Annotated in this window: 24 protein-coding genes; 2 read left to right on the top strand and 22 right to left on the bottom strand. The window is 22.4% G+C overall.

The genetic code is table 11. From position 1 onward, the window contains the following. Window positions 1–5: 5 nt before the first annotated feature. The 14 genes from AC5SLY_RS00790 to AC5SLY_RS00725 all read right to left on the bottom strand — a co-directional run bounded on the left by AC5SLY_RS00790 (window position 6) and on the right by AC5SLY_RS00725 (window position 12,131). The gene (locus AC5SLY_RS00790; protein WP_494598899.1) at window positions 6–431 is read right to left on the bottom strand and encodes a cupin domain-containing protein; all 426 of its coding nucleotides are present in this window, start codon (window positions 429–431) and stop codon (window positions 6–8) included. Further along, window positions 428–1,384, bottom strand: a complete 957-nt coding sequence (locus AC5SLY_RS00785) for a GDP-mannose 4,6-dehydratase (protein WP_494598898.1) — start codon at window positions 1,382–1,384, stop codon at window positions 428–430. Before AC5SLY_RS00785 ends, AC5SLY_RS00790 begins: the two co-directional genes overlap by 4 nt. Window positions 1,385–1,449: 65 nt before the next feature. Next, window positions 1,450–1,698, bottom strand: coding sequence for a hypothetical protein (locus AC5SLY_RS00780; RefSeq protein ID WP_494598897.1), 249 nt, complete (start codon window positions 1,696–1,698; stop codon window positions 1,450–1,452). A 29-nt stretch (window positions 1,699–1,727) separates the two neighbouring features. Further along, window positions 1,728–2,141, bottom strand: a complete 414-nt coding sequence (locus AC5SLY_RS00775) for a class I SAM-dependent methyltransferase (RefSeq protein WP_494598896.1) — start codon at window positions 2,139–2,141, stop codon at window positions 1,728–1,730. A gap of 63 nt (window positions 2,142–2,204) precedes the next feature. Continuing rightward, on the bottom strand, window positions 2,205–3,107 hold the full coding sequence (locus tag AC5SLY_RS00770) for a glycosyltransferase (RefSeq protein ID WP_494598895.1): 903 nt from the start codon (window positions 3,105–3,107) through the stop codon (window positions 2,205–2,207). A 4-nt stretch (window positions 3,108–3,111) separates the two neighbouring features. Beyond that, complete coding sequence (locus AC5SLY_RS00765; RefSeq protein WP_494598894.1) at window positions 3,112–3,948, bottom strand: NAD-dependent epimerase/dehydratase family protein; 837 nt, start codon at window positions 3,946–3,948, stop codon at window positions 3,112–3,114. Window positions 3,949–3,957: 9 nt separating this feature from the next. Then, entirely contained in the window at window positions 3,958–4,806 is an 849-nt protein-coding gene (locus AC5SLY_RS00760) for a GDP-L-fucose synthase family protein (protein ID WP_494599119.1), read from the bottom strand. Window positions 4,807–4,888: 82 nt separating this feature from the next. Then, entirely contained in the window at window positions 4,889–6,610 is a 1,722-nt protein-coding gene (locus AC5SLY_RS00755; RefSeq protein ID WP_494598893.1) for a hypothetical protein, read from the bottom strand. After that, complete coding sequence (locus tag AC5SLY_RS00750; protein ID WP_494598892.1) at window positions 6,607–7,395, bottom strand: glycosyltransferase; 789 nt, start codon at window positions 7,393–7,395, stop codon at window positions 6,607–6,609. Before AC5SLY_RS00750 ends, AC5SLY_RS00755 begins: the two co-directional genes overlap by 4 nt. Next, window positions 7,395–8,051 (bottom strand): glycosyltransferase, encoded by a 657-nt coding sequence (locus tag AC5SLY_RS00745; RefSeq protein WP_494598891.1) that lies wholly within the window; start codon window positions 8,049–8,051, stop codon window positions 7,395–7,397. Before AC5SLY_RS00745 ends, AC5SLY_RS00750 begins: the two co-directional genes overlap by 1 nt. Before the next feature lie 131 nt (window positions 8,052–8,182). Next, complete coding sequence (locus AC5SLY_RS00740) at window positions 8,183–8,512, bottom strand: hypothetical protein (protein WP_494598890.1); 330 nt, start codon at window positions 8,510–8,512, stop codon at window positions 8,183–8,185. After that, a complete protein-coding gene (locus AC5SLY_RS00735; protein WP_494598889.1) occupies window positions 8,479–9,222 on the bottom strand; it encodes a glycosyltransferase family A protein in 744 nt (247 codons plus the stop codon). The genes AC5SLY_RS00740 and AC5SLY_RS00735 overlap by 34 nt, the downstream gene beginning before the upstream one ends. Then, window positions 9,219–9,980 (bottom strand): alpha-1,2-fucosyltransferase, encoded by a 762-nt coding sequence (locus AC5SLY_RS00730; RefSeq protein ID WP_494598888.1) that lies wholly within the window; start codon window positions 9,978–9,980, stop codon window positions 9,219–9,221. The genes AC5SLY_RS00735 and AC5SLY_RS00730 overlap by 4 nt, the downstream gene beginning before the upstream one ends. Window positions 9,981–10,997: 1,017 nt before the next feature. Next, a complete protein-coding gene (locus AC5SLY_RS00725; protein WP_494598887.1) occupies window positions 10,998–12,131 on the bottom strand; it encodes a hypothetical protein in 1,134 nt (377 codons plus the stop codon). A gap of 51 nt (window positions 12,132–12,182) precedes the next feature. Here AC5SLY_RS00725 and AC5SLY_RS00720 point away from each other — a divergent pair, with 51 nt between their 5' ends. Further along, entirely contained in the window at window positions 12,183–13,184 is a 1,002-nt protein-coding gene (locus AC5SLY_RS00720) for a glycosyltransferase family 4 protein (RefSeq protein WP_494598886.1), read from the top strand. Here the strand turns inward: AC5SLY_RS00720 and gmd are convergent. The 4 genes from gmd to AC5SLY_RS00700 are packed head-to-tail and all read right to left on the bottom strand — an operon-like array spanning window position 13,150 to window position 17,100. Beyond that, entirely contained in the window at window positions 13,150–14,181 is a 1,032-nt protein-coding gene (gene gmd / locus AC5SLY_RS00715) for a GDP-mannose 4,6-dehydratase (protein ID WP_494598885.1), read from the bottom strand. The genes AC5SLY_RS00720 and gmd overlap by 35 nt on opposite strands. Before the next feature lie 53 nt (window positions 14,182–14,234). Beyond that, window positions 14,235–14,480 (bottom strand): FkbM family methyltransferase, encoded by a 246-nt coding sequence (locus AC5SLY_RS00710; protein WP_494599118.1) that lies wholly within the window; start codon window positions 14,478–14,480, stop codon window positions 14,235–14,237. A 1-nt stretch (window position 14,481) separates the two neighbouring features. Next, a complete protein-coding gene (locus tag AC5SLY_RS00705) occupies window positions 14,482–15,399 on the bottom strand; it encodes a glycosyltransferase family protein (RefSeq protein WP_494598884.1) in 918 nt (305 codons plus the stop codon). Then, window positions 15,400–17,100: an ATP-binding cassette domain-containing protein gene (locus tag AC5SLY_RS00700; protein WP_494598883.1), complete on the bottom strand. Its 1,701-nt coding sequence runs from the start codon at window positions 17,098–17,100 to the stop codon at window positions 15,400–15,402. It lies immediately after the preceding gene. A 91-nt stretch (window positions 17,101–17,191) separates the two neighbouring features. Between AC5SLY_RS00700 and AC5SLY_RS00695 the strand changes: the two genes are divergently transcribed. After that, a complete protein-coding gene (locus tag AC5SLY_RS00695; RefSeq protein WP_494598882.1) occupies window positions 17,192–17,797 on the top strand; it encodes an SIS domain-containing protein in 606 nt (201 codons plus the stop codon). 27 nt (window positions 17,798–17,824) lie between these two features. Here the strand turns inward: AC5SLY_RS00695 and AC5SLY_RS00690 are convergent, their stop codons facing one another. The 4 genes from AC5SLY_RS00690 to AC5SLY_RS00675 all read right to left on the bottom strand — a co-directional run bounded on the left by AC5SLY_RS00690 (window position 17,825) and on the right by AC5SLY_RS00675 (window position 21,634). Further along, entirely contained in the window at window positions 17,825–19,123 is a 1,299-nt protein-coding gene (locus AC5SLY_RS00690; RefSeq protein ID WP_494598881.1) for a TIGR04372 family glycosyltransferase, read from the bottom strand. Window positions 19,124–19,135: 12 nt separating this feature from the next. After that, a complete protein-coding gene (locus AC5SLY_RS00685; protein ID WP_494598880.1) occupies window positions 19,136–20,035 on the bottom strand; it encodes a hypothetical protein in 900 nt (299 codons plus the stop codon). 77 nt (window positions 20,036–20,112) lie between these two features. Continuing rightward, window positions 20,113–20,544, bottom strand: coding sequence for a hypothetical protein (locus tag AC5SLY_RS00680; protein WP_494598879.1), 432 nt, complete (start codon window positions 20,542–20,544; stop codon window positions 20,113–20,115). Between the two features lie 37 nt (window positions 20,545–20,581). Further along, window positions 20,582–21,634 (bottom strand): Gfo/Idh/MocA family oxidoreductase, encoded by a 1,053-nt coding sequence (locus AC5SLY_RS00675; protein WP_494598878.1) that lies wholly within the window; start codon window positions 21,632–21,634, stop codon window positions 20,582–20,584. Between the last annotated feature and the right edge of the window lie 51 nt (window positions 21,635–21,685).

Here is a 21,685-nt window from a genome sequence, read left to right as displayed (position 1 = left end):
TAAAATTACTTACTATACTTTAATATTGCTTTTCTGACATCTGGATAGTTTTCCATTTTAACTCTTATTAAATCATTCTCGTAATCGAATTGTGTTCTCTTTCTTGTACTAAATGCCAAAAAATGTGTTTTTTTTAAAAAGAATGCCATATGTTCTTGCATAGCAGGTGTGAAAAAAAGATCTCCTTTTTTCATTTTTTTAATTTTGACTTTTGAATTTTTTTTTCTATCTTTATATGAGTAAAGTAACTCTCCACTAATTATATACATAAAATGCTTATCTTTTTTATGGTAGTGATTTGCTCTTGTTGTACCTTTTTTTGAATGTACCTCAATACAAGAGGAAAATTCTCCTTCAAGAATTTTTTGCAAGGATCCTCTTTTATCTATAAAAATTTTACCCGTTTTATGTGTTAGTTTAAATTTTTTCATTCACAATTTTTATATAAGGTTAAATTATTCCTATACCATTCAATAATTTTTGGTAAATCTTTAAATAAATTATATTTTGGTTTCCACCCTAGATGTCTAATTTTTTTCGATGACACAGAATATCTTTTATCATTATAAGGTCTATCTTTAACGTAGCTGATAAATTTTTTTGGATCTTTTTTTAAATGTTTACAAATTAAATTTGCTATTTGTGCATTTGAATAAAATTCATTACTACCAACATTATATACACCTTTATTTTTTTTCTTAATTAATAAGACAACAGCTTTAGCAAAATCTATTGCAGATAAATAAAATCTCTCATTTTTACCGTTGCCATGAATTGGAATTTTTTTATTTCTTAATAAGTTAATTATACATCTTGGAATTAATTTTTCAGGATATTGTTTTATGCCGTACACATTATTGCCTCTAATGGTAATTATTTCTTTTTTATATGAGTATTTATAACTATTTATAAAAATCTCTGCTGCGGCTTTTGAAGCAGAGTACGGGTTTGTTGGTTGAATTTTTTGATTTTCATCACAACTGCCTTTTAATTTTTCACCATAAACCTCGTCAGAACTTATGTGGATTAATTTTTTTACTTTTAATTCGATACATTTTAATAAAAATGCATGAGCTCCCACTGTATTTGTAAGAGAAAATGAAAGTGGTGCCTCAAAAGAATTATCAACATGACTTTCTGCTGCAATATTTATTGCAAGGTCAACATTATTGAGTAATTTTGAATAAGTTTTAGGTTTTGTAATATCTACTTTGTAAAACTTAACTCTTTTTGAATGAAGTATGTTTTTTAGATATTTCTTATTTCCTGCATAAGTTAATTTATCAAGTATAATAATTTTGCTTGTAGGAAACATATTATAAATTTCCTCACATACGTGTGAGCCAATAAATCCTGCTCCACCTGTTATTACAATGCTTCTCATGCTCATAAATTATACTTATAGATTAAAAAAATATCAAAAATATAAATGTATTAAGTGACATAATCTCATCTAAATGCAACTATATTTCCAGAATCAAATTTATATTTTTTTTTTATTTTAGTAAAGTTTTCAATATTGAATATAGGACCAATATTATGAGTATAAATCCCAGTTCTACAAAATATAAAGATATGTTTAAACTTATATGTTTTTAGAAATTCAATAATTTGATTTACTACTATTTTATTTTTTACATCAAACTCAATCATGATAGAATTTATTAAAACTTTACTTTTAAGTACGCTTTTAAGCACAATAAAGTCATGCCCTTCAGTATCAATCTTCAAAAAATCAATAGGTTTATCAAGATCAAATTTAAATTTACTTGAGAAATCAACAAATGAATAAGTTGGAAAATTAATTTTTTTTTTTTAAAATTCTGAGGAAATTTTTTTAGCCACTTTTCATCATAAGAAACAAGAGTATCATGATTTCTTACAAAAAAAATTTTGTTATCTGTCTGAGATAAAATAGCTATATTAAATGCTTTTGCTGTAATATTACTAGGTAATTCTTTTATTTTTTTTTCTATTACAGAAAAATTTTTTTTGTACGGTTCTATAGAATAAATGTGATATTTTTGATTATATCTATACTCTTTAAAAATATCTAAAAATTCACCGTGATGCGCGCCTATATCTACTATCCTTAATTTTTTTTTATTTAAGTTTCTTGATACAAAAAAATCTACTTCCATTTTTTCAATAATTAGTGGATTTTTTGTGTTTATTATTTTTTTTAAAAAAAATTGATAAAGACATTATTTGTATATTCCTAATTTTTGATAAATTTTTAATAGCAATCTTTTATTATAATTCTCATTTTGATATTTGATAATTTTTTTAGTGATAATTTTTCGATAATCTCTGAAATAATATTCAATTGCATACTTTTTATTAAAAAAAGAATAGTTTGTATGATCGTAATTGATTAGTGTTGGTAAATAATAAATAGCTTTTGTTACTTTATTAAACATGCCATATCTAAAATGTATAAAATTACTTTCCTCTGCCTGCAAGGATGATGGTCTTGTGCTTGCTCCTTTTCCTTCATTTAAATAATATCCAAGTAATTTTTTTATAATGACTCCTTTAGTTGTGTAAGCAAGCCGTATAGCAAAATCAAAATCTGCACCTGAAAAAAGTTGTTCATCAAAAAAACCCATTTTTTTTACTAACTTTTTTTTAAACATAAAAAAGGGTCCTAATTTCATAGAGCTTTTTAAACTTTTTAAGCAACTTTTATCATGCTTTATAAGAACTCCATTGGTTGACCCAAAACTTTTTACTATTTTATAATCACCAAATGCAAATCCATAATTCTTATTATTTTTTAAGACATTGTATTGTAATTCTAAAGAATCATTAGTTCTGATATCATCAACATTCCATATTGCTAAATATTTTCCTTTTGAAAATTTAATACAATCATTCATTGAATTTCCAATGGGTTTTACTTTTTTTTTGATTATATGCTTAATTCTATTTGGATATTTTCTTTGAAAATGTTTGACTAATTTAATTTCCTTTTTTGTGGGCTCATTGTGATCTAAAATAACTTCTATCTTATTAAATATAGTTTGTTCTGGTAATTTTTTCAAAAAAAGATGAAGGTATTTTTCCATTTTATAACAAGGGGTAATTAAACTTATTTCTGGCTTCATTTTTTTATTTCAAATAAAAACTTATTATTTCAGAAATTCCTTCTTTTAGAGAATATTTTGGTTTCCAGTATTTTAAAAAAAATTTATTTGCTTTGTTTTGTTGATTAAATTGTAAAGTATCTTTTTTCTTAGATTTTATAATCTTAATATTAATTCCTTGTTTTAAAAATTTTTTTTTTATTATATTTGCAATTTCTATTATACTTGTAAAATTTGTTGTAGTTAAATGAATTTCCTTCTCTTTCTTATAGTAATTATAATTATCCATTATTAATTCTAATCCAGCACAACAGTCTTCAGAATATAAGAAATCTCTTTTTTCTTTTCCATCAGTTAGCATATTTATCTTCTTATATTTTTTAGCTTTAATGATAAAATCTGTTATTACATGAGATTTTTCTCTCTCTTTTTCAATTCCATAAACATTCCAAAATTTTACTGTAATTCCCCCCAAACTCTCTGAAAAGCTCTCACCAATCTTTTTTAAAACTCCATAATTTGAATGAATCATGTTTGACATAGTGCTACTGGCAAATACAAATTTTTTGTTATATTTTTTTATTAAACTAAAGACATTGTGCATAATCAAAATATTATTTTCAATAAAGTTGAATTTTTTTTGATTTTTATTTAAATATCTGGATCCACCAACATCAAATGCTAAAAAAAAAACAAAGTCTGAAGCTTTAACTAATTTATCTATTTTTTGATTTTTTTTTCTTAAATCTTCTAATGGACTATTAGCAATATCACACTCTAAAACTGTATATTTTTCTGATAGATAATTTTTTAACGCTCTACCTATCTGTCCTTCAGAGCCAAGAATTAATATTTTTTTCATTTTTTAAAATTACACATTATTTTTAATATAATTTTTTTTATACCAATTCATGGTTTTAATTAGACCCTTTTCTAAACTTGTCTTTGGTCTCCATCCAAGTTTTTCTATTTGTCTAACATCTAATAATTTTCTTGGTGTTCCATCTGGAAAATCTTTATTAAATTTTATTTTTCCATTAAATTTAAATAATTTCTTTAATTTATATGATAATTTTTTAATTGAAATATCCTCTCCAAATCCAACATTTATTGGCTTAATATCGTTGTATTTTTTATCTATTGTCAAAATTGCTTCTGCTAGATCATCTACAAATAAAAATTCCCTCTTAGGTTTTCCAGTTCCCCAAATTTCGACTTCATTTGCATTGCTTTCTTTTGCCTCAGCGAATTTTCTAATTAATGCTGGCATGACATGACTATCATACTTATCAAAATTGTCGTTTATACCATACAGATTGGTAGGCATTACTGAAATAAAATTACAACCATACTCTCTTCTATAAGCTTCGCACATCTTTATACCTGCAATTTTTGCAATAGCATATGGCTCATTTGTTTTTTCTAAATAACCACTTAACAAGTAATCTTCTTTTATTGGTTGTTTTGAATTTCTTGGATAAATACAAGATGATCCTAAAAAAATTAGCTTTTTGATTTTACCTTTATAAGCAGCATGTATTAAATTAGTTTGGATCACTAGATTATTGTAAATAAATTGTGCTGGTTTGGTATTATTGGAATGTACACCTCCCACCATTGCTGCACAATTTACTATGACATCTGGTTTAAATTTTTTTAAATATCTTACTATTTGATTAAATTTTTTTAAATCAAGTTTTTTTCTGTTTGGATTAAGTATTTTATAAATTCTTTTTTTTTTGCTATTCGTAATAGCGAAGAGCCTACCATCCCAGTTGAGCCAAGTATTAAAAGTTTTTTTTTCAATGTATAACTCTATTATAAATGTAAATCATAGCTCTAATAAACAAACTATAATACCTATCATCTAAGTAGATATTTTTGCCATTATTGATCTTATTATTTTTTATATTGCGTTTTTTATTACAAATAAATATTTCCTCTAATTTCTCCTCAACCTGCTTCTTAGCTTCAGATTCAACATAAAAATTTGTAAAGCTTTTACCATTTTGCTTATTATCTGCTTTAAGTAAAATAAATTTTGAATATCTATCTATATAAGCTTTTTTTATGTTGGGTTGATAAAAACTATCATTACAATATTTATCATCATTAATCTCCACAAAAACCTGATTCAAAAGGCTGACTTTATCAAAATAATCAAAGCTATTGTATGACATCAACTCATATATTTTTTCTCTATCCAAAACAATGAATATTATCACTTGATCATCTAATTTAATTTTAGATGATTGAGTATTGTTACTTTTAAATATCCTTTGTTGGACAAGATCATGAGTTAAAATAGCTTGAAATCTTTCTTTAATTAAGTTGTGCTGAAAAAATAAAAAATTAGAGATGAGTATAATAAATAAAATAAAACTCATATTTAAAAGCTGTTTTTTAAAATTATTTTTAATAAATTTTAATGATAGAATGATAATAAATGCAACTATAACTGAGATAGAGGTAAGAGCTCTATTATCATATTTAATGAATTCCATGCCGGTATCTGCAAGTGCGTGCATCAAAATATTTAAAAAGATAACAGAAAATATCATGAATAAATAAATAATAGATAATCTTTTTTTATTAGATTTATTAAATTTAATAAATTTAATTTTTTTATTAGAATTAACAAAAGCAAAATAAAATAAACTTAAAGTTGAAATATGTAATAACAACATGATGTCAAATTTCTTAATGCTATAAAAAATATTTTGAAAAAATATTTCAATTGAATGAAATATTATATTAAAAGTTAACATTATATTTATCAGAATAAGAAACATCAATTTCTTAATATCAAGAGATGAAAATTTAATTCTCGATAAATCAATATCAAATATAGCTGGGAAAACTTTTTTTTGTAAATATAAAATTAATAGCATAATAAAAATAATGATAATTGAATTAAATACAAATAATTTGTTTTTTTTAAATAATAATGGGAAAAAAAAACTAATACCTAATAAAGGAGAAGCACTCTCATAAGTTAAAAACATTATTAATACTAAAAAATAACTTAACGTCAAATACTTGTAACTTTTGTAATCAATATATTTTTTCAAAAAATACAAAGATAGAGACCATAATAATAAAGATAGTGCACCAATGCCTTGCATTGCAGGTGAATAAAAAATTGTGTAAGAAAAAAAAGGAAATATTAAAAAAATTACAAATAATTTTTTTAGAAAAATATCATCTATTAAAAAATTAAAAGTTTTTAACAATATGTGAATGAAGTAAAAGTATATTGTTATGATTAATAAAAAATAAATCCAAAAGACTGGCCAAATTCTTGTAATTAGTGAAAAGTAGGCACAAGATAATGGTCTATTATTATTTACAGTACACATCCATTCAGTAGCATGACCAATTTCTAAACTACGAAACATTACTATGCCAAAATCATCCTGAATAAAATAACCAAGAAATATAATTGGCACATAACCTAATATAAAGAGATAAGCTGTAAATTTAGTTAAGCTAAGATTGCTAATTTCTTCAATTAATTTTTTCATTTATTAAGAATTCTTTTTGAAGATCTATATATCGGTTTAGGCAGTAATAAAAAAGTAATTCTTAATAAAAAAGAAATTAAAGAAATTGGAAAAAAAAGATAATTTTTTTTAATAATTAGTTTGAGTATTAAAAACTCGGAAATTATTGAAGATATACTTTTACGTCTAGAAAACGTTTGATTGTCAATATGGCAACTAACTAAAGGCTCATTTAAGTTAAATATCTTATATTTTGAAAGTTTAGCAAGAAGCCAAAGTGCATAATCTTCTTTATATTTAATATCAGGATAACCACCTAATTTTAACATTTTACTTTTTTTGTACATTATTGACATATGATTTAAAGGATTAAAAAACAGGTAATTAAGCAAACTAGGTTCTACTAACATATTTTTTTTTAATTTCTTATTTTTATCGATCTCAAATATTCCTGTCCCTACAATATCAACTTTATTTTTTTTTAAAAATTTAATCTGTTTATAAAACCTTGAAGGGTCATTTATGTCATCAGAATCTGCTCTTGCTACAATTTCATACTTAGCAATATTCAATCCATAATTTAAAATTTTTGTAAGTCCTAATTTTTTTTTAAACACTAATTTAATTATGTTATTTTTTTTACAAAAATTTTTTAAAAAAAGTCTTTTTTTTTGTGAAATTGGTCCATCGATTAAAATTAAAAACTCATTTGGTAATAAAGTTGATAGCATAACTGAATCTAATGATTTTCTTAAAAGTTTAAATTTTACTTGATTGTGAACAGGCATTAACACAGTAAATTTCATTATATAATCTCTAAAATTTTTACAAAACTTTCTTGACAATTTTTTTTATTAAAGCTTTTTAAATAATTTAGTTTTGCGGTATACTCTAGTCTTTTATTAAAAAAATTATTGTTATTAAGACTTCTAATATTAAATATTATTTGATTCAAATTTTGGTTTATAATCCCCCCTTTTAGTTTATTTATACTACCCACATCATATGAGAGAAAAAATTTTCTCAATGAATTTCCCTCAATCAAACTGAGTGGTGAAACCTCAGTTATTGAAACGTTAATTAAACACCATGAACTAGTTATTTCGTCTACAATAGATACTTCTCCTTCATTAAATAATAAGATATTTTTTAGGTTGTTATCTTTAATTTTTTTTTTTAATAAATTTAAATATTTATGATCATACTTGTTAAAAATTATTTTAATTTCTATATCTAAATCTTTTATTCTTTTTGCTATTTCTACAAGTTCATTTTGATTTTTAATATGGTTTACATAACCTAAACATAAAATTGTTTTCTTATTTTTTTTTTGTTTAGCTTTCTTAAAGTCATAATTTTCAAATCTTGAAAAATTATTGTATGAAATTATTTTTTTTCTATATTTTTTAGCAACGTTAGTATCATAATGTCTATAATCTAAACTATTAAGATCTAACGACATTACAATATCACTATTTTTTAAAATTTTTTTTAAAATTGGAATGTAAATAAGCCAAGCTAAAGATCTTAAGATATATTTAATTTTTAATTTATATGGAAAAACTGAAATTCCATGGCTAATAATTACTGTTTTTATTTTTTTTTTTGAGCTTTCATTAAGAAAATTTCTGATATAATTGTTTGCAGTGATTCAACAATTATAATGTCTGGTTTAATCTTATTTATAATAGTGTCTGTCTTATTTAAGAAATAATTATAATTAGTTAAAAAATTTAGAAAATTTTTTACATCAAAACTAACATCTGTAGATTTATGATTAATACCAACGGTTGTTACATTGCAACCCATATCTTTTAGAATTTTTGCATGACTAAAAGATGAAAAACCTAGACCCGTTTTATTCTCTGGACTCCATTCTTTTGATATTATTAATATTTTTTTATAAATATTTCCAATATGCATTTTATTATTCCCTTAACCTTAAGTTCATTGATTAAATCTATATAACTGTTTTTTTTTAAATAGTGTTTTAAATTTTTTTCTCTAATTTTTTTTAAATTCTGGTTTGCTTCAGTTTTTTTTGAAAAAGAATTTTTTATATCATAATGGTTAATAGTTTTTTTTTTTACTAATTTATATTTATATCCACACCTATAATATTTAGACAAAGTACCATAGTCTTCTGGATGTTTGTCTATATTACAATATTTAAAATTCGTTAAAAGATTTTTATTAATTACCCATGAGCTATGTATCGTTGGATTATCTAAAATTAACGTTTCATCTGTGATACCTTTTGAAAAATATTTAGATGAATTTGAGTATATTAAATATTTATTATTCTGCTTATATTGTTCTATCATAAACCGACTATGATCTCTTTTCCAGGTATCATCTATATCAAGTCTAAAAATTAGGTTTGTCCTTATCTTTTTCAAACCTTTATTTAAAGATGTTAATATACCTAAATTTTTTTTATTTTTTATAAATATTAATTTAATTTTTTTATTTAAAGTTTTATTAATAATTTTTTTACTATTAATTTTTGATATTCCATCATCTACAAAAATAAGCTCATATGGTAATATTTTTTGCTTATTAATAGATTTTAAATATCTATTAATAAATATTAACGAATTTGAGTTTGAAGTGGTAAGTAAACTATATTTCATCTAATTATCGTACCCTCAATTTGCAAATTATGTTTAAAAATATTTTTTTTAGCTAACCATTTGTATGGTAAAATCCAATTTCTTGATTGGGAGATAAATACAGCCCACCAACAAAAAGTTGAATTAGAAGCAATACCACCTGATGCATTTTTAATAATATTAAAAGCGGTATACTCATTACATTCTATTAATTTAGCATTAACCCCAGTATCTTTTATAAACTTTTTAGCGATATCTTTATCATGAGACAAAACGTAAATAGGCTTATCATAAAATAATTCTACATTTTGAATATAATATGTATCTGATAGCACATGGTGAACTTTACTATCAATAAAATCTCCTCTACGTAGATGTATTATATAATATTCATGATCAATGACTTTTTCATAACAATTATTATTTAATACAATTTCATTTCTTAAAAATTCTGCAAAGAAAATATCTTGCCAATAACCATTAAAAGAACGGATAGGAAGACTCAAATTTTTCTTTAAAAGATTACTAATTATAAACTCAGTTCTATAAGCATAAATTCTATCAATTATTTTTGAATCAACATTTGTTATTGGATAATTAAAGTTATTTAAGAAATTATTTAATTCAAATTTTCTTAATTTTTGATTATGAAACCATGAAATATTAAGAGTTATATCAAAATTAAATTTTCTAGATAAAAAATTAGCAAATGCATATTGAAATAATTGATTTCCTAATCCTCCTTTAATATAAACGATTTTAGCTTTCTTATTATCCATTCAAGAGAAATAATTAACAGATAAAGCTTAATAATAAAGCCTAAGTTATGAATGAAATGACCTCTAAATAATGAAATTACCAAAAATATAAATATACATTTTCTAAATTCATGATTGATAGTTACTGTTTTGACTAACATTGTTACAATTAAAGAATATAACAAAAATACTATTGGATAATTAATAATTGAATCTATACCTCTGAGAGAATAAGTCGGTAATTCATTACTCACAAAATAGTTTTTGACTGTATATTTTAAATAGAAAAAATCTTTTAATAAAAAATTAAAATTATCTTTTAACAAAATTGAAAAATTATCAATTGTAAAATTGTTTAAAAATTTAATTGTACTTAAAAACAAGTGCAATGGGTCAACAAGTACATAAACTAATGTCTGGTTTGTATAATAAAATCTATAGAGTATAGAAAAAATTATTAATCCAAATATTATAAAAAATGTTAAATAATTTTTTTTTCTAATTTCTATAATAAATAGAAGCATACTAAAAATCAAAATAAGTTCTATTCTTGAAAGTGACAATAAGCTAAATATAATAATTAAAGATAAGCCAAGTAAAGATAGTTTTCTGTTATCATTATAAATACTTACTGATAACAAGAGCAAGATATTTATATGAGTATTTCTTTTATCTAACAAATCATTATATAGGGTTGCTCTATTAACTATCTCAGTATTTATATAATATTTAATTATATTAAAGATATCTATGATTATAAAAAACATACATATAAAAATCAAAAAATAGAAGGCTAAAATAAATTCTTTTCCCTTCACAGCTTTTATTTTTTGAAAAATAAAATAGTAATAATAAAAAATAATTATAACAGCCAGTATACTAAAAAAATTATATATAAGTAAATTAGTATCAAAATATTGATTTATAAAAGACACCTCACTTAAAAAAATACTATTAGTGGAAATATCATTTTCAAACAAGAATATACCTGGTGTAATAAAATAATAAAATAATAAAGGTAGAAATAAAATTAAATATCTATTTGTCATGTTTTTTTATTCTAATATAGTACATGCCTATCAATAAAAAATTAATAGCTTGTACTAAAATAAAAGATAAACATAATTCTAAGATGTTTTTAGAAAAAATAATCAAAATTATAAAAATAATAAGAGTAATTAAATTGATGTATAGAAGCTTATTTTTAGAAAAGTTTTTGTATATATAATCATATTTTAAACCAGAGATACTATTAATTAAAAAGGCAAGTGAAATAATTACAAACTCAAAGATATAATTTTCTATAATCACAAATAATGAATAAATTAATTCCATGTTCATTTGAATAAGTAATTGTTCTAATAAAAAAATATTCTTAATAAGCAGATAGACTATTCCAATAAAAAAAAGGCATGTAATAAATTTTAAAAATATATTTTTTTGATTAATATTTTTAATACCTGAGGTTATTTCAAATCTTTCTTTTCTATATATAACCTCTGTTAAATATTGAAAAAAAGAAGATATCTTAAATATTATAAAATAATCTGCAGAAAGACTGGATAAAAACTTATTACAATACAGTTTATCAATAGTAGTTAAACTTGTTCCTAAAAAATTATTCAACAAACTTATAATGGAGAATCCTCTTTTTTTTAAATGAAATTTTACAGTAAAAAAAAACATACCTATCATAGAAATAATATTGATTAAAATTATACTGTAGTAAAATCTTAAATCATAAATATAGACTACATATAGTGCGACTGTTTTTAGTAATATTAAAACAAACACATAGTAAGTATTGAGTCTTTGCAAATTAAATCTAGCAAAATATGCTGTGTTTAATAACATAGTTGCCATAGATCCAAGTGCAGTTATAAAAAATAAAAAAAATATGAAATTTTGAATTATATAAAAAAAACTAATTAAGATTATAATAATTGAAAATAAATAAAAAAAATTTTTTTGTATATTTATAATTTTTTGATTTTTATAACTCTCTATATAAAATTGAATTGAACCAAGTATTGATATTATAATTTGAGATAATACAGTAATTTCAATATACTTTAAAAACTCTTCATTAAATTCTTTAAGTATGGATAAAAAAATAAATTGTAAGACAATACTTATAAACGATAAAATATAAAATTCTATTGTTTTTATCATCTTTGCTAATATAAACTCATTTAAATTTTTTAATTATTATTAATATTTGATATGGTTTATATTTTTTTATCTTCATTAACAATCAGCATTATCTTATTCTATTTTTTCAAAAAAATAAGCTTTAAATTTAATCTTGTAGATAAGCCTGATGAGCTTAGTGTTCATAAAAATATAGTACCCACAGGTGCAGGCATTATTTTTTGTATAACTTTTGTCTGCTTGTTATTTTTTGCCAACTTTCTTTCTAATTATAATATTTTAGATATCATACCCCCTAAAAACTTTATTATTTTTCTGTCTTCTCTTTTACTCCTTACAATAATTTCTTTTTATGATGATTTAAAAAAAATACATCCAGTCATTAGATTGTTTTTTCAATTAACAATAATTTTTTTCTGTAGTTCTTTGTTTAATACAAGCATACCAAATATACCTTTAAAACTTTTAATTATTTTTATTGTTTATTTTTGGGTCTACACTATTAATATAATAAATTTTACTGATGGTGTTGATGGCTTTCTTGGCCTTAACTCTTTAAATTATTTTCTTTGTGCTTCAATTTTTTATGCTGTTACTTCTTCAAGTGATTTTGGCTATTTGGTTTCAGTGATATCCGTAGGTATAATGATCTCATATTTATATTTTAATAAGCCAAAAGCCACACTTTTTATGGGAGATACGGGTAGTATATTCTTGGGTTTTTTAATTGGCTATATTTCTATTAAACTTATATTTTTTGGTAGATACGATATTGTTATTTCCTTATTAGCTTATACTTATCTTGACTGTACTATTACAATATTTAAAAAAATACTAACAGGCAAAATGCCATGGGCCAGGTTATTTGATTATTATTTTCTTATACCTGTAAAAAATAATCAACCTCATAAAAAAGTATTTTTAGCAAATCTTGTTTATAATATTTTTATTTTTATTATAGTTTTAGTTCAGATATTATTTCAGATAAAAATTATTTGTATATTATCTTTGCTGTGCGCTATTATTTTGATCTATTATTTCAAGTCTTTTGAGAAAGCTCAATATCTGAAATAACCATATCTTTAATCATTTTTTTTAAAGAAATTTTTGGTTTCCAATTTAGATCTTTTTTAGCTTTAGAAGCATTACCCTCTAAATGATTAACCTCATTTGGTCTAAAATATTGACTGTTTATTTTTACCAAGATTTTATTATCCTTACTATTAAAACCAACTTCATTTAAACCTTTACCTCTCCACTTAATCTTAACATTTACAACATTAAAGGCTTCTTCAACAAATTTTTTCACTGTATAGCTTTTTCCAGTAGCTAAGACATAGTCTTTTGGAGTTTTTTTTTGTAACATTTTCCACATACCTTCCACATAGTCTCTTGCATCACCCCAATCTCTTAAGGCATTTATGTTTCCCAAGATTAAATTACATTTTCCTGTAACATGATATTTTGCTACTGCTAGTGTGATTTTTCTTGTAACAAATGTTTCGCCTCTTATTGGGCTTTCATGATTAAAAAGTATTCCGTTACAAGCAAATAAATTGTAGGCGTCCCTATAGTTCCTTGTTATCCAATAAGAAAATAGTTTTGACGTGCCATAAGGGCTCACAGGTGCAAAAACTGTTTTTTCACTTTGTGGAGCTGGGGTACTCCCATACATTTCAGATGTAGATGCTTGGTAGAATTTTATTTTCTTTTTACTGTTTTTTATCGATTCTAGAATTCTTAAAACACCTATTGCATCAGCATTTGCTGTATATTCTGGGGTTTCAAAGCTTACTTTAACATGTGACTGTGCAGCTAAATTATAAATTTCATCAGGAGATATTTTTTGTATCAATGATTGAACATTAAGAGAGTCAGTTACATCTCCATAGTGAAGATTAAATATTCCATTTTTTTGATGAGTATTATAAATTTTATCTATTCTGCTAGTATTAAAGGATGATGATCTTCTTTTAATACCATGAACTATGTAGTTTTTTTTGATAAGAAAATCACTTAAGTAAGCACCATCTTGTCCTGTAACTCCAAATATCAATGCTTTTTTTTTCATAATTACTTTATTACTTTAATATATATAACTGATTAAAAGACAATAATATTTTATCATTTTTTAATATAAATAGCATCACCCCAATATTCACTTTCTGGGGTAGATGTCATGCATCTATAAAAACCATATATTTCCAAAAAATTATCCAAGTCGTCTGCTAGCGCATAACCTTCATACATTTCTTTAAAATTAATTTCAGTATATATTAAATCAAAATTTTTGAGAATATTAGCTGATCCTTTCAAGACTAACAATTCAGAACCTTGAATATCCATGTTAAGCATGTTGTAATTTTTTATATTATATTTTAAATTGTGACAATAATTTTATAGTTTGTTTTTTCATGCTGTAATTGTCTATTAACCATTTTTTTGGATTTTTATTTTGTTTGATTAATATTTGGATGTTTCTTTTAAAGGTATTAAAATTTTCAAAACCTAGACCATTATATCTTTCATCTAAATACGGACATGGGACAGCCAAAGTAGATAAGCCTTTGGTATAAATTTTTTTTTTATTATAAACTAAAGAAGGTACATTAGCCGCCCACGACTCAAAATACATAATTCCTTGAGACTCGCTTTCAGAAAAAAAAACAGAATGTTTTGATTGAGCTAAAAGAGAATAAAAAAAGTTAATTTTGTATTTTCCATATAAAATAATTTTAATTTTATAATTTTTTTTAAGGTGTGAGAGGCATTTATTTAAAAGAATCTTATCTTTAAAAAATTTTATATAAACTAAAAAATCATATTTTTTATCAATTTTTTTTTTACTATCAAATTGATTAACATCAACAGCAGAGGGCCATACGTAAATTTTATTTTTTAAACTTTTTGATACTTCTATATACTTTTTTTTTACCCATTTTGATGGAACTATTACTCTATCAATACCTGGGGATAATAACAATTTAGAATAATCAGTTGGTAAAATTGAAATATTGGGACCTGCAAATAATTTAAACTTTTTAAATTTTTTAAATGAAATTAATTTTTTAAGAATTTCTTGATCATTTAAAACAATTACATTTTTGTTTAACATTTCAAATGAAGGATTAATATTAAATTTAATTTTATATCTTTTTAGTGGAGTTATTAAACTAGTAACAACCATATCTGGACCACTAATGAAATTTTTACCTAAAATAATTTCTTTTAACTTGTAATAAATAATTTTTATTAATGATTTTTTTTTATAAAAAATTGAATATTTCATTTAATTTTTTTGAATAGTTATATTGCCATTATTAAAATGGACTATTTTATCAAAGTTATCGAAATTATTTTTTTTATGAGATACTAGAATTATAAGTCTATCATCAAGACCATTTATACAATCAATTATTGCTTTTTCATTTTCCTCATCTAAAGCTGAAGTTGGTTCGTCTAAAATAATAATTTTTTTCTCATGATATAAAGCCCTTGCTATACATAATCTTTGTTTTTCACCACCAGAAATTTTATGTCCATTCTCACCTATTCTGGTATTTAAAGTATCTGGCAATGAATCTATGAGTTCTTTTATTTTTGTTTTTTTAATTGATTCATCTAGTCGTTGATAGTTAATATTTTCATCATCAAAACAAATATTTTTAATTATTGAGTCATCCATTATAAAATTATCTTGTTTTAAATAAGATATGTTGTCTTGCCATTGTCTTAAGCCTTGAAATATATCTTTCCCATTAATATTTATCAATCCAGAGCTTGGGTTTATTAAGCCTGAAAATATTTTTAAAAATGTAGTTTTTCCAGAACCGCTTGGTCCATATAAGCCAATCTTCTCTCCAATTTTAAAATTTAATCCAATGTTGTAAATAATTGTTTTTTTATCGATATTATAAGACAATTTTGATATAATAATTTCTGAGTTTTTATTTATTTCTAATGTTGAAATGTTATTGTTGTTATTATTATTAACAATTATTTTATTTTCTATTTTTTTCATTTGATTATTTAATAAAATAGACGTTTCTCTACCAAATCGTATGTTTTGAATTGAAACTGTAATTCTATTAAAGATTGGCATAAGTCTTAAAAGACATATTACAAACAGTGATATTTTTGGAAGCACAGACTGAATTTTGAAATCTCCATCAAACTGTTCATAAGTAAAATAAAAGATAATTATTATAACACTTATCAATTCAAAAAATATTCTTGGAACCGATTGCAAAAAACTATGTTTTCGCATTACCTCATTATTATTCCTATTATTTATTGAAAAGTTGTTTTTAAAAAACTTCTTTTTATTTAATAAATTAATTTCTATAAATGATCCCAATGTATTATTGAGAGTTTTATATATATTTTCTTCAAAAATATATCTCTTGTTGCCTAATTCTTTAAATCTTGTTTTAAAAAATTTATAATAAATAAGTGTTGCTATTACTAAAATAGAAAAAGCAATTAATGTAATATAAAAATCAACAAATAAAAGCATACAAAATACAAAGAAAAGAACAAAAAAATCTGAATAGAGGATAATAAGCATACCTATGCATTGAGTAATTTGACTCGTATCCCCAATTAAATTTTTTACATACGATGAAGAGTTTATTTCAACAAATGCATTATATGGTGATGAAATTATTTTACTAAAAATATTATCTGTAAGTTTAAATTTAAAATCAAAGAGAAATTTATTTTGATAGTATGTAATTAAGAGCAAATATATATTTTTAAATAATACAACACCAAGAAATAAAGTCATTACTTTGTATAAAAAAAAATTTTCACCCAACAGATCATATATAAAAATTAAATAGTCTGATTTAGTTTCTCTATAATTTAAAAGATTTTCTAAAATAGGTAATATTAAACTTAGGTTTAAAACTTCCAAAAGTGAAAAGAAACCGAACAAAAAGATCATTAAATAAAATAATTTTTTTTCTTTAGTGTTTAGTAATTTAAGCATATTGAAAGATAAGTATTTATTTTATATATTATAAAGTTAAATAATGTAAAAATACATCAAATAAAATTAAAACTTTTAAAAAAATTATAAAGTGAATAATCAAAAAAATAATTTTGAAGAATTTATACATAACTATTCATATAATTTTAATAAAACATTTAGAAAGATTGATTTTAAAAAAATAAAAAAAATTACTTTAATAATAGAAAAAACAATTTTTAAAAATAACCACATATTCCTAGCCGGAAACGGCGGCAGTGCTGCAGTAGCAAATCATTTTGTGACTGATTTCAATAAGGGCATCAAATTATCAAGTAAAAAAAAAATAGTTCCTAAGATTATTTCTTTATCTAATTCAGCTGAATGGATAACGGCAATAGCAAATGATATTAGTTTTAAAGAAGTATTCGTGCATCAATTAGAAAATTATGCAAAAAAAGGCGATTGTATAATAATTTTTAGCTGTTCTGGTAAATCTGAAAATATAAAAAAAATAATTAATTATGCTAACGAAAGAAATTTAACTTGTGTTTTTTTTACTGGTTTCTTATTCAAGGATCTTTCCTCAAAAAATATCATACATTATGATCTTGGAATAAAAAATTATGGTATTTCAGAAGACATATTCTCATGTATTATGCATATAATTTCGCAGTATATCAGAAATAAATATAAAAATAAAAATGAGATTTTATAATCTTCTTAATTAAGCTTTTTATTTCTTTTAAATAACTTTTTTTAAGTATCTAGGAGACAAGCATAAATGATTATCAAACAAACCTAAATGCATTTCATTAAGAATGCTTTTTGCTTTTTTATGATAAATAGTATTTTTTATAATTTTATTATTACTTAAATCACGCAAAAAAAAATTTAATTCCCTCATCTTATCTTGTGTTGGAACCAGTTTAGATTTCCAGTTACTAGTTTGCAGAGTTTCATAATTAAAAAAACTCTTATGGAAAATTAATTTATTAAGTTTTATGATTTTATTATTCTTTTTATTAAAAATAAGTTTTGGATAAACTCTTATTTTCGTATATTTCCAGTAATCCCATAAAGGTAATCCATCAAAAATTAACATTGGTACATCAAATGCTGAGGCCAAACTTGAAGGTCCACTAAAATTTCCAATAAAAAATCTACATTTATTTATTAATAATATATCATTTTCTAAATTTTGATATTTACTAAATTTATAATTAATAACTGAATCACTTAAAAGTTGATTTGTAATGGAACTATCAGAACTGGAGCCTAAAATAACTATTTGATAATTTAATTTAATTAAATAATTAATTAATATTTTATATGAAGAAATGTCATGAACAGTTCGTTCATCAGAATAGGACAATTTAGCATTCAATATATTGGTATTTCTAATATGAAGACAAATAAAATTATCATTTAATTTAAGTTTTTCTTTTAAATTTATCCAATTTTCTTCTTTATAACCAATGCATTTTTTTAAATTAATATAAGAAATATTTTTTCTTAAATAAAATAAATATTTAATATTTTCAAATTTATTATCATTTTTTCTTAATTTAACATAGGCACTAATAGCACTTTTCTTAAAAAAAAGTTTATTTTTTGACAAAAAAGAATCTTGATCCTGATTATAAATTTTATACATATTAAATTTAGAAAATCTTTTTAATAAACTTTCTAAGATTAAATGATCAAAAATCTTAATTAAATTTTTTTTTTTATAAATAGAGATAAATCTACAAATAAAAAGATAGAACTTTTCATCGTAGAAATAATAATTTTTTTTTTTAAATAAAAAAGGTAATAAATAATTACTAGGGAAAGAATTGGTTGATATAATTAAATAATTCTTTTTTTCCAAAATACTCTTTAATCTTATCAAGTCATAATGATTTATAGGATCTCCATAAGTATTTACAGCGGGAACCGTTACTAAATCAAATCTTAACCTATAAAAAGAAAAAATTTTTGTAGAAAATTTAGCAAAATTAGAGAGGATAAATAAAATAAATAATCTGAAGTTTTTATACATTAGAATATAAAATTATAATTTTTGAGGAAAAAAATTCATATTTAAAATATTTCTTAAAAGTAATTTTAGAAAAAAAAATACTCTTTTAAAATAATTCATAAATAAAATTATTGGTGCGAAAGTTAAAAATAAAATTTTATCAAATACGTACAAAGTTTGAATAATTTTATTTACTAAATATTTTTTATTATAGTTTTTAAATAAGCGGTAGACAAGATAATATAATTTTGTGTCTAATTTGTAAACTAAACTTGTCCATTTATAATTATAAAACAAATTATTACCATGATACCTCTTTATAATTTTTTGTATTTTTTTTGTTTCTATAAAAATTGAATTTTTAAATTTTTGAAGATTTTTTAAATTATAAAAAAATTTAAAACTCCATAATTCCCTGTTGAAAAAATAAAAAATTTTTAAACAGTATTCAAAATTTTTAAAGGTAGTGTATTTTTTATTAACTTTATAATAAAAATTATAAAAGTCTTTATAAATAAATTCTATTAATTCTTTTTCTTTTTCACTTAAAATTAATGAATAATTGATAAGATCATAAAATTTTTTAACAGAATGCTTTGAAATATCTTCTTTATAATAAGTAAAATTCCATTTTAACGAGCCAAAAGTAGGAGTGTTATTTATTTTTTTTTTATACGAAATGTCTAGAAATTTACAAATTTTCGGCATAATTTTTGATATATTATTTTTTAAGTCATTATACATTACTGCCCTGACATTTTTTGAACCAAAAATTTTTAGAGACTGCAAACCTTCAGTCATAAGATTAACATTTTGATAAAATGTATAAAAAATTGATATAATAAAATCTGAATAAAAAAACTTATTGAAATTAGGTCTTAAATATGAATTTTTGTCCCTTCGTAAAAAATGAGCAATTGGATCATCTATCATTACAATAATCTTTGGCTCATTAAATTTATTATAAATATATTTAGGAAAATATTTAAAAACATGCACGTGAGAAATTATTACTTTTTTATTAAAATTTTTTTTATTTGCAGAAAAATATGCAAAATGGATAGCTTTAAAAATCTCAGTAATATTTTTTTCTTTTTTTTTAAGTAAAAATTAAAATTATTTTTAAACTTTTTTTTATTAGTAATAAGAAAATTATTTTTATTTTTTCCTAGAGTATCTAGACTTTCGCTTCCTGGGTTCTTTCTGGTATCAAATATACTATCAAAATATTTATAGAAATTATTTAATATTTCATTTGAATCTGTTTTCTTTTTGTATTTTTCTAAAAATGGAAAAAAGTACATGCATGCATACCCAGGTAGCATTAAAACATCCTGCCCACCGTCTAAATGGGCTTGCAACAATTTGCTTCCTCTGCCATTGCCCTCATGAATAAAACACCAATCTAATTTATCAAAATCAATTATCTTATCTTCTGTCATAATAAATATAATTCAGGGACTAAAGTTATCATATTTGCTAAATAAGTTTTTTAAATATTTCTTCCACTGACTTAATTGAGTTTAATGAATCTGAGCAAGAAGAAATTGGTTTTTTTTTTAATTTTATTGATTTTAAAAAATCTATATGCTGATTATAAAATGACCATTTAGAACTGATATTTTTCAATTTTTTTTCTTCTAAAATTCCACTATTGCTAAAACTAGAAATTTTAATACTGGCATTAACGTTTCTTAAAAATGCAGGTGTCAATTCAACAAAAATATAACCTTTTTCAAAATAAATTGTAAATCCTTCGTACCAGTGATTTTTATCAATTTTTCTCCATTTAAAATTTATTAAATATTTATTTTTATTCTCGAATGTAATATTGCTTAATTTATATTTATTATAATTGACATTTTTAATTACTAAATCAGATCCCAAAACATATCTTATTAAATCAATAGTATGTATATTAGTATTTAGAAATTCTTCGTAATACTTTCTTAAGCTTTTTGACAACCATTCAGGATAACTTGTTGAAAGATTGTTAATTATTCTAGGCTCTTTTGTCTTAACATAATTGCCAATATTGCAATAATCTCCTCCTGCGTGACAAAAAAAATCTGCTCCAATAATATTTCCCAGTTTTCCATGTAACAAATTATTTTGAACAATATTTTTTACATACTTAATACCTTCATCATGTCTGCGCATAAGTCCGCTGCAATAAATTAAATTATTCTTTTTTGCTATATCAACTAAAGTTTTTGCTTGTTTATATGTTGACGCTTGTGGTTTTTCGGTAAAAAGATTCTTTTTTCTTAATAAAATATTTTTAGCATGGTAGGCGGTATCATTTCTATGAACAATAAGAACTACACCATCGAGTTCTTCTTGGTCTAACATTTGTAGATAATTATTATAAAATTTTTTTATATCGTATTTTTTTTGCACTCTAGTTGCAAGATTTTTTCTTAATTCTGATAAAGCAACTATATTTGCAATACTAATATCTTCATAAAGATTTAAGTGACCTACCTGACCAACAAACCCTGACCCAATCCATCCAATTTTTAAAGTAGACATATATATATTTATGTAATAATTTAACTTTGTATCATTAATAAATTTAACTTT

The sequence above is a fragment of the Candidatus Pelagibacter sp. PS_23 genome (assembly GCF_059417905.1).
Note: the sequence above shows the minus strand (reverse complement) of the source record. Positions and strands in the feature narration are given on the sequence as shown.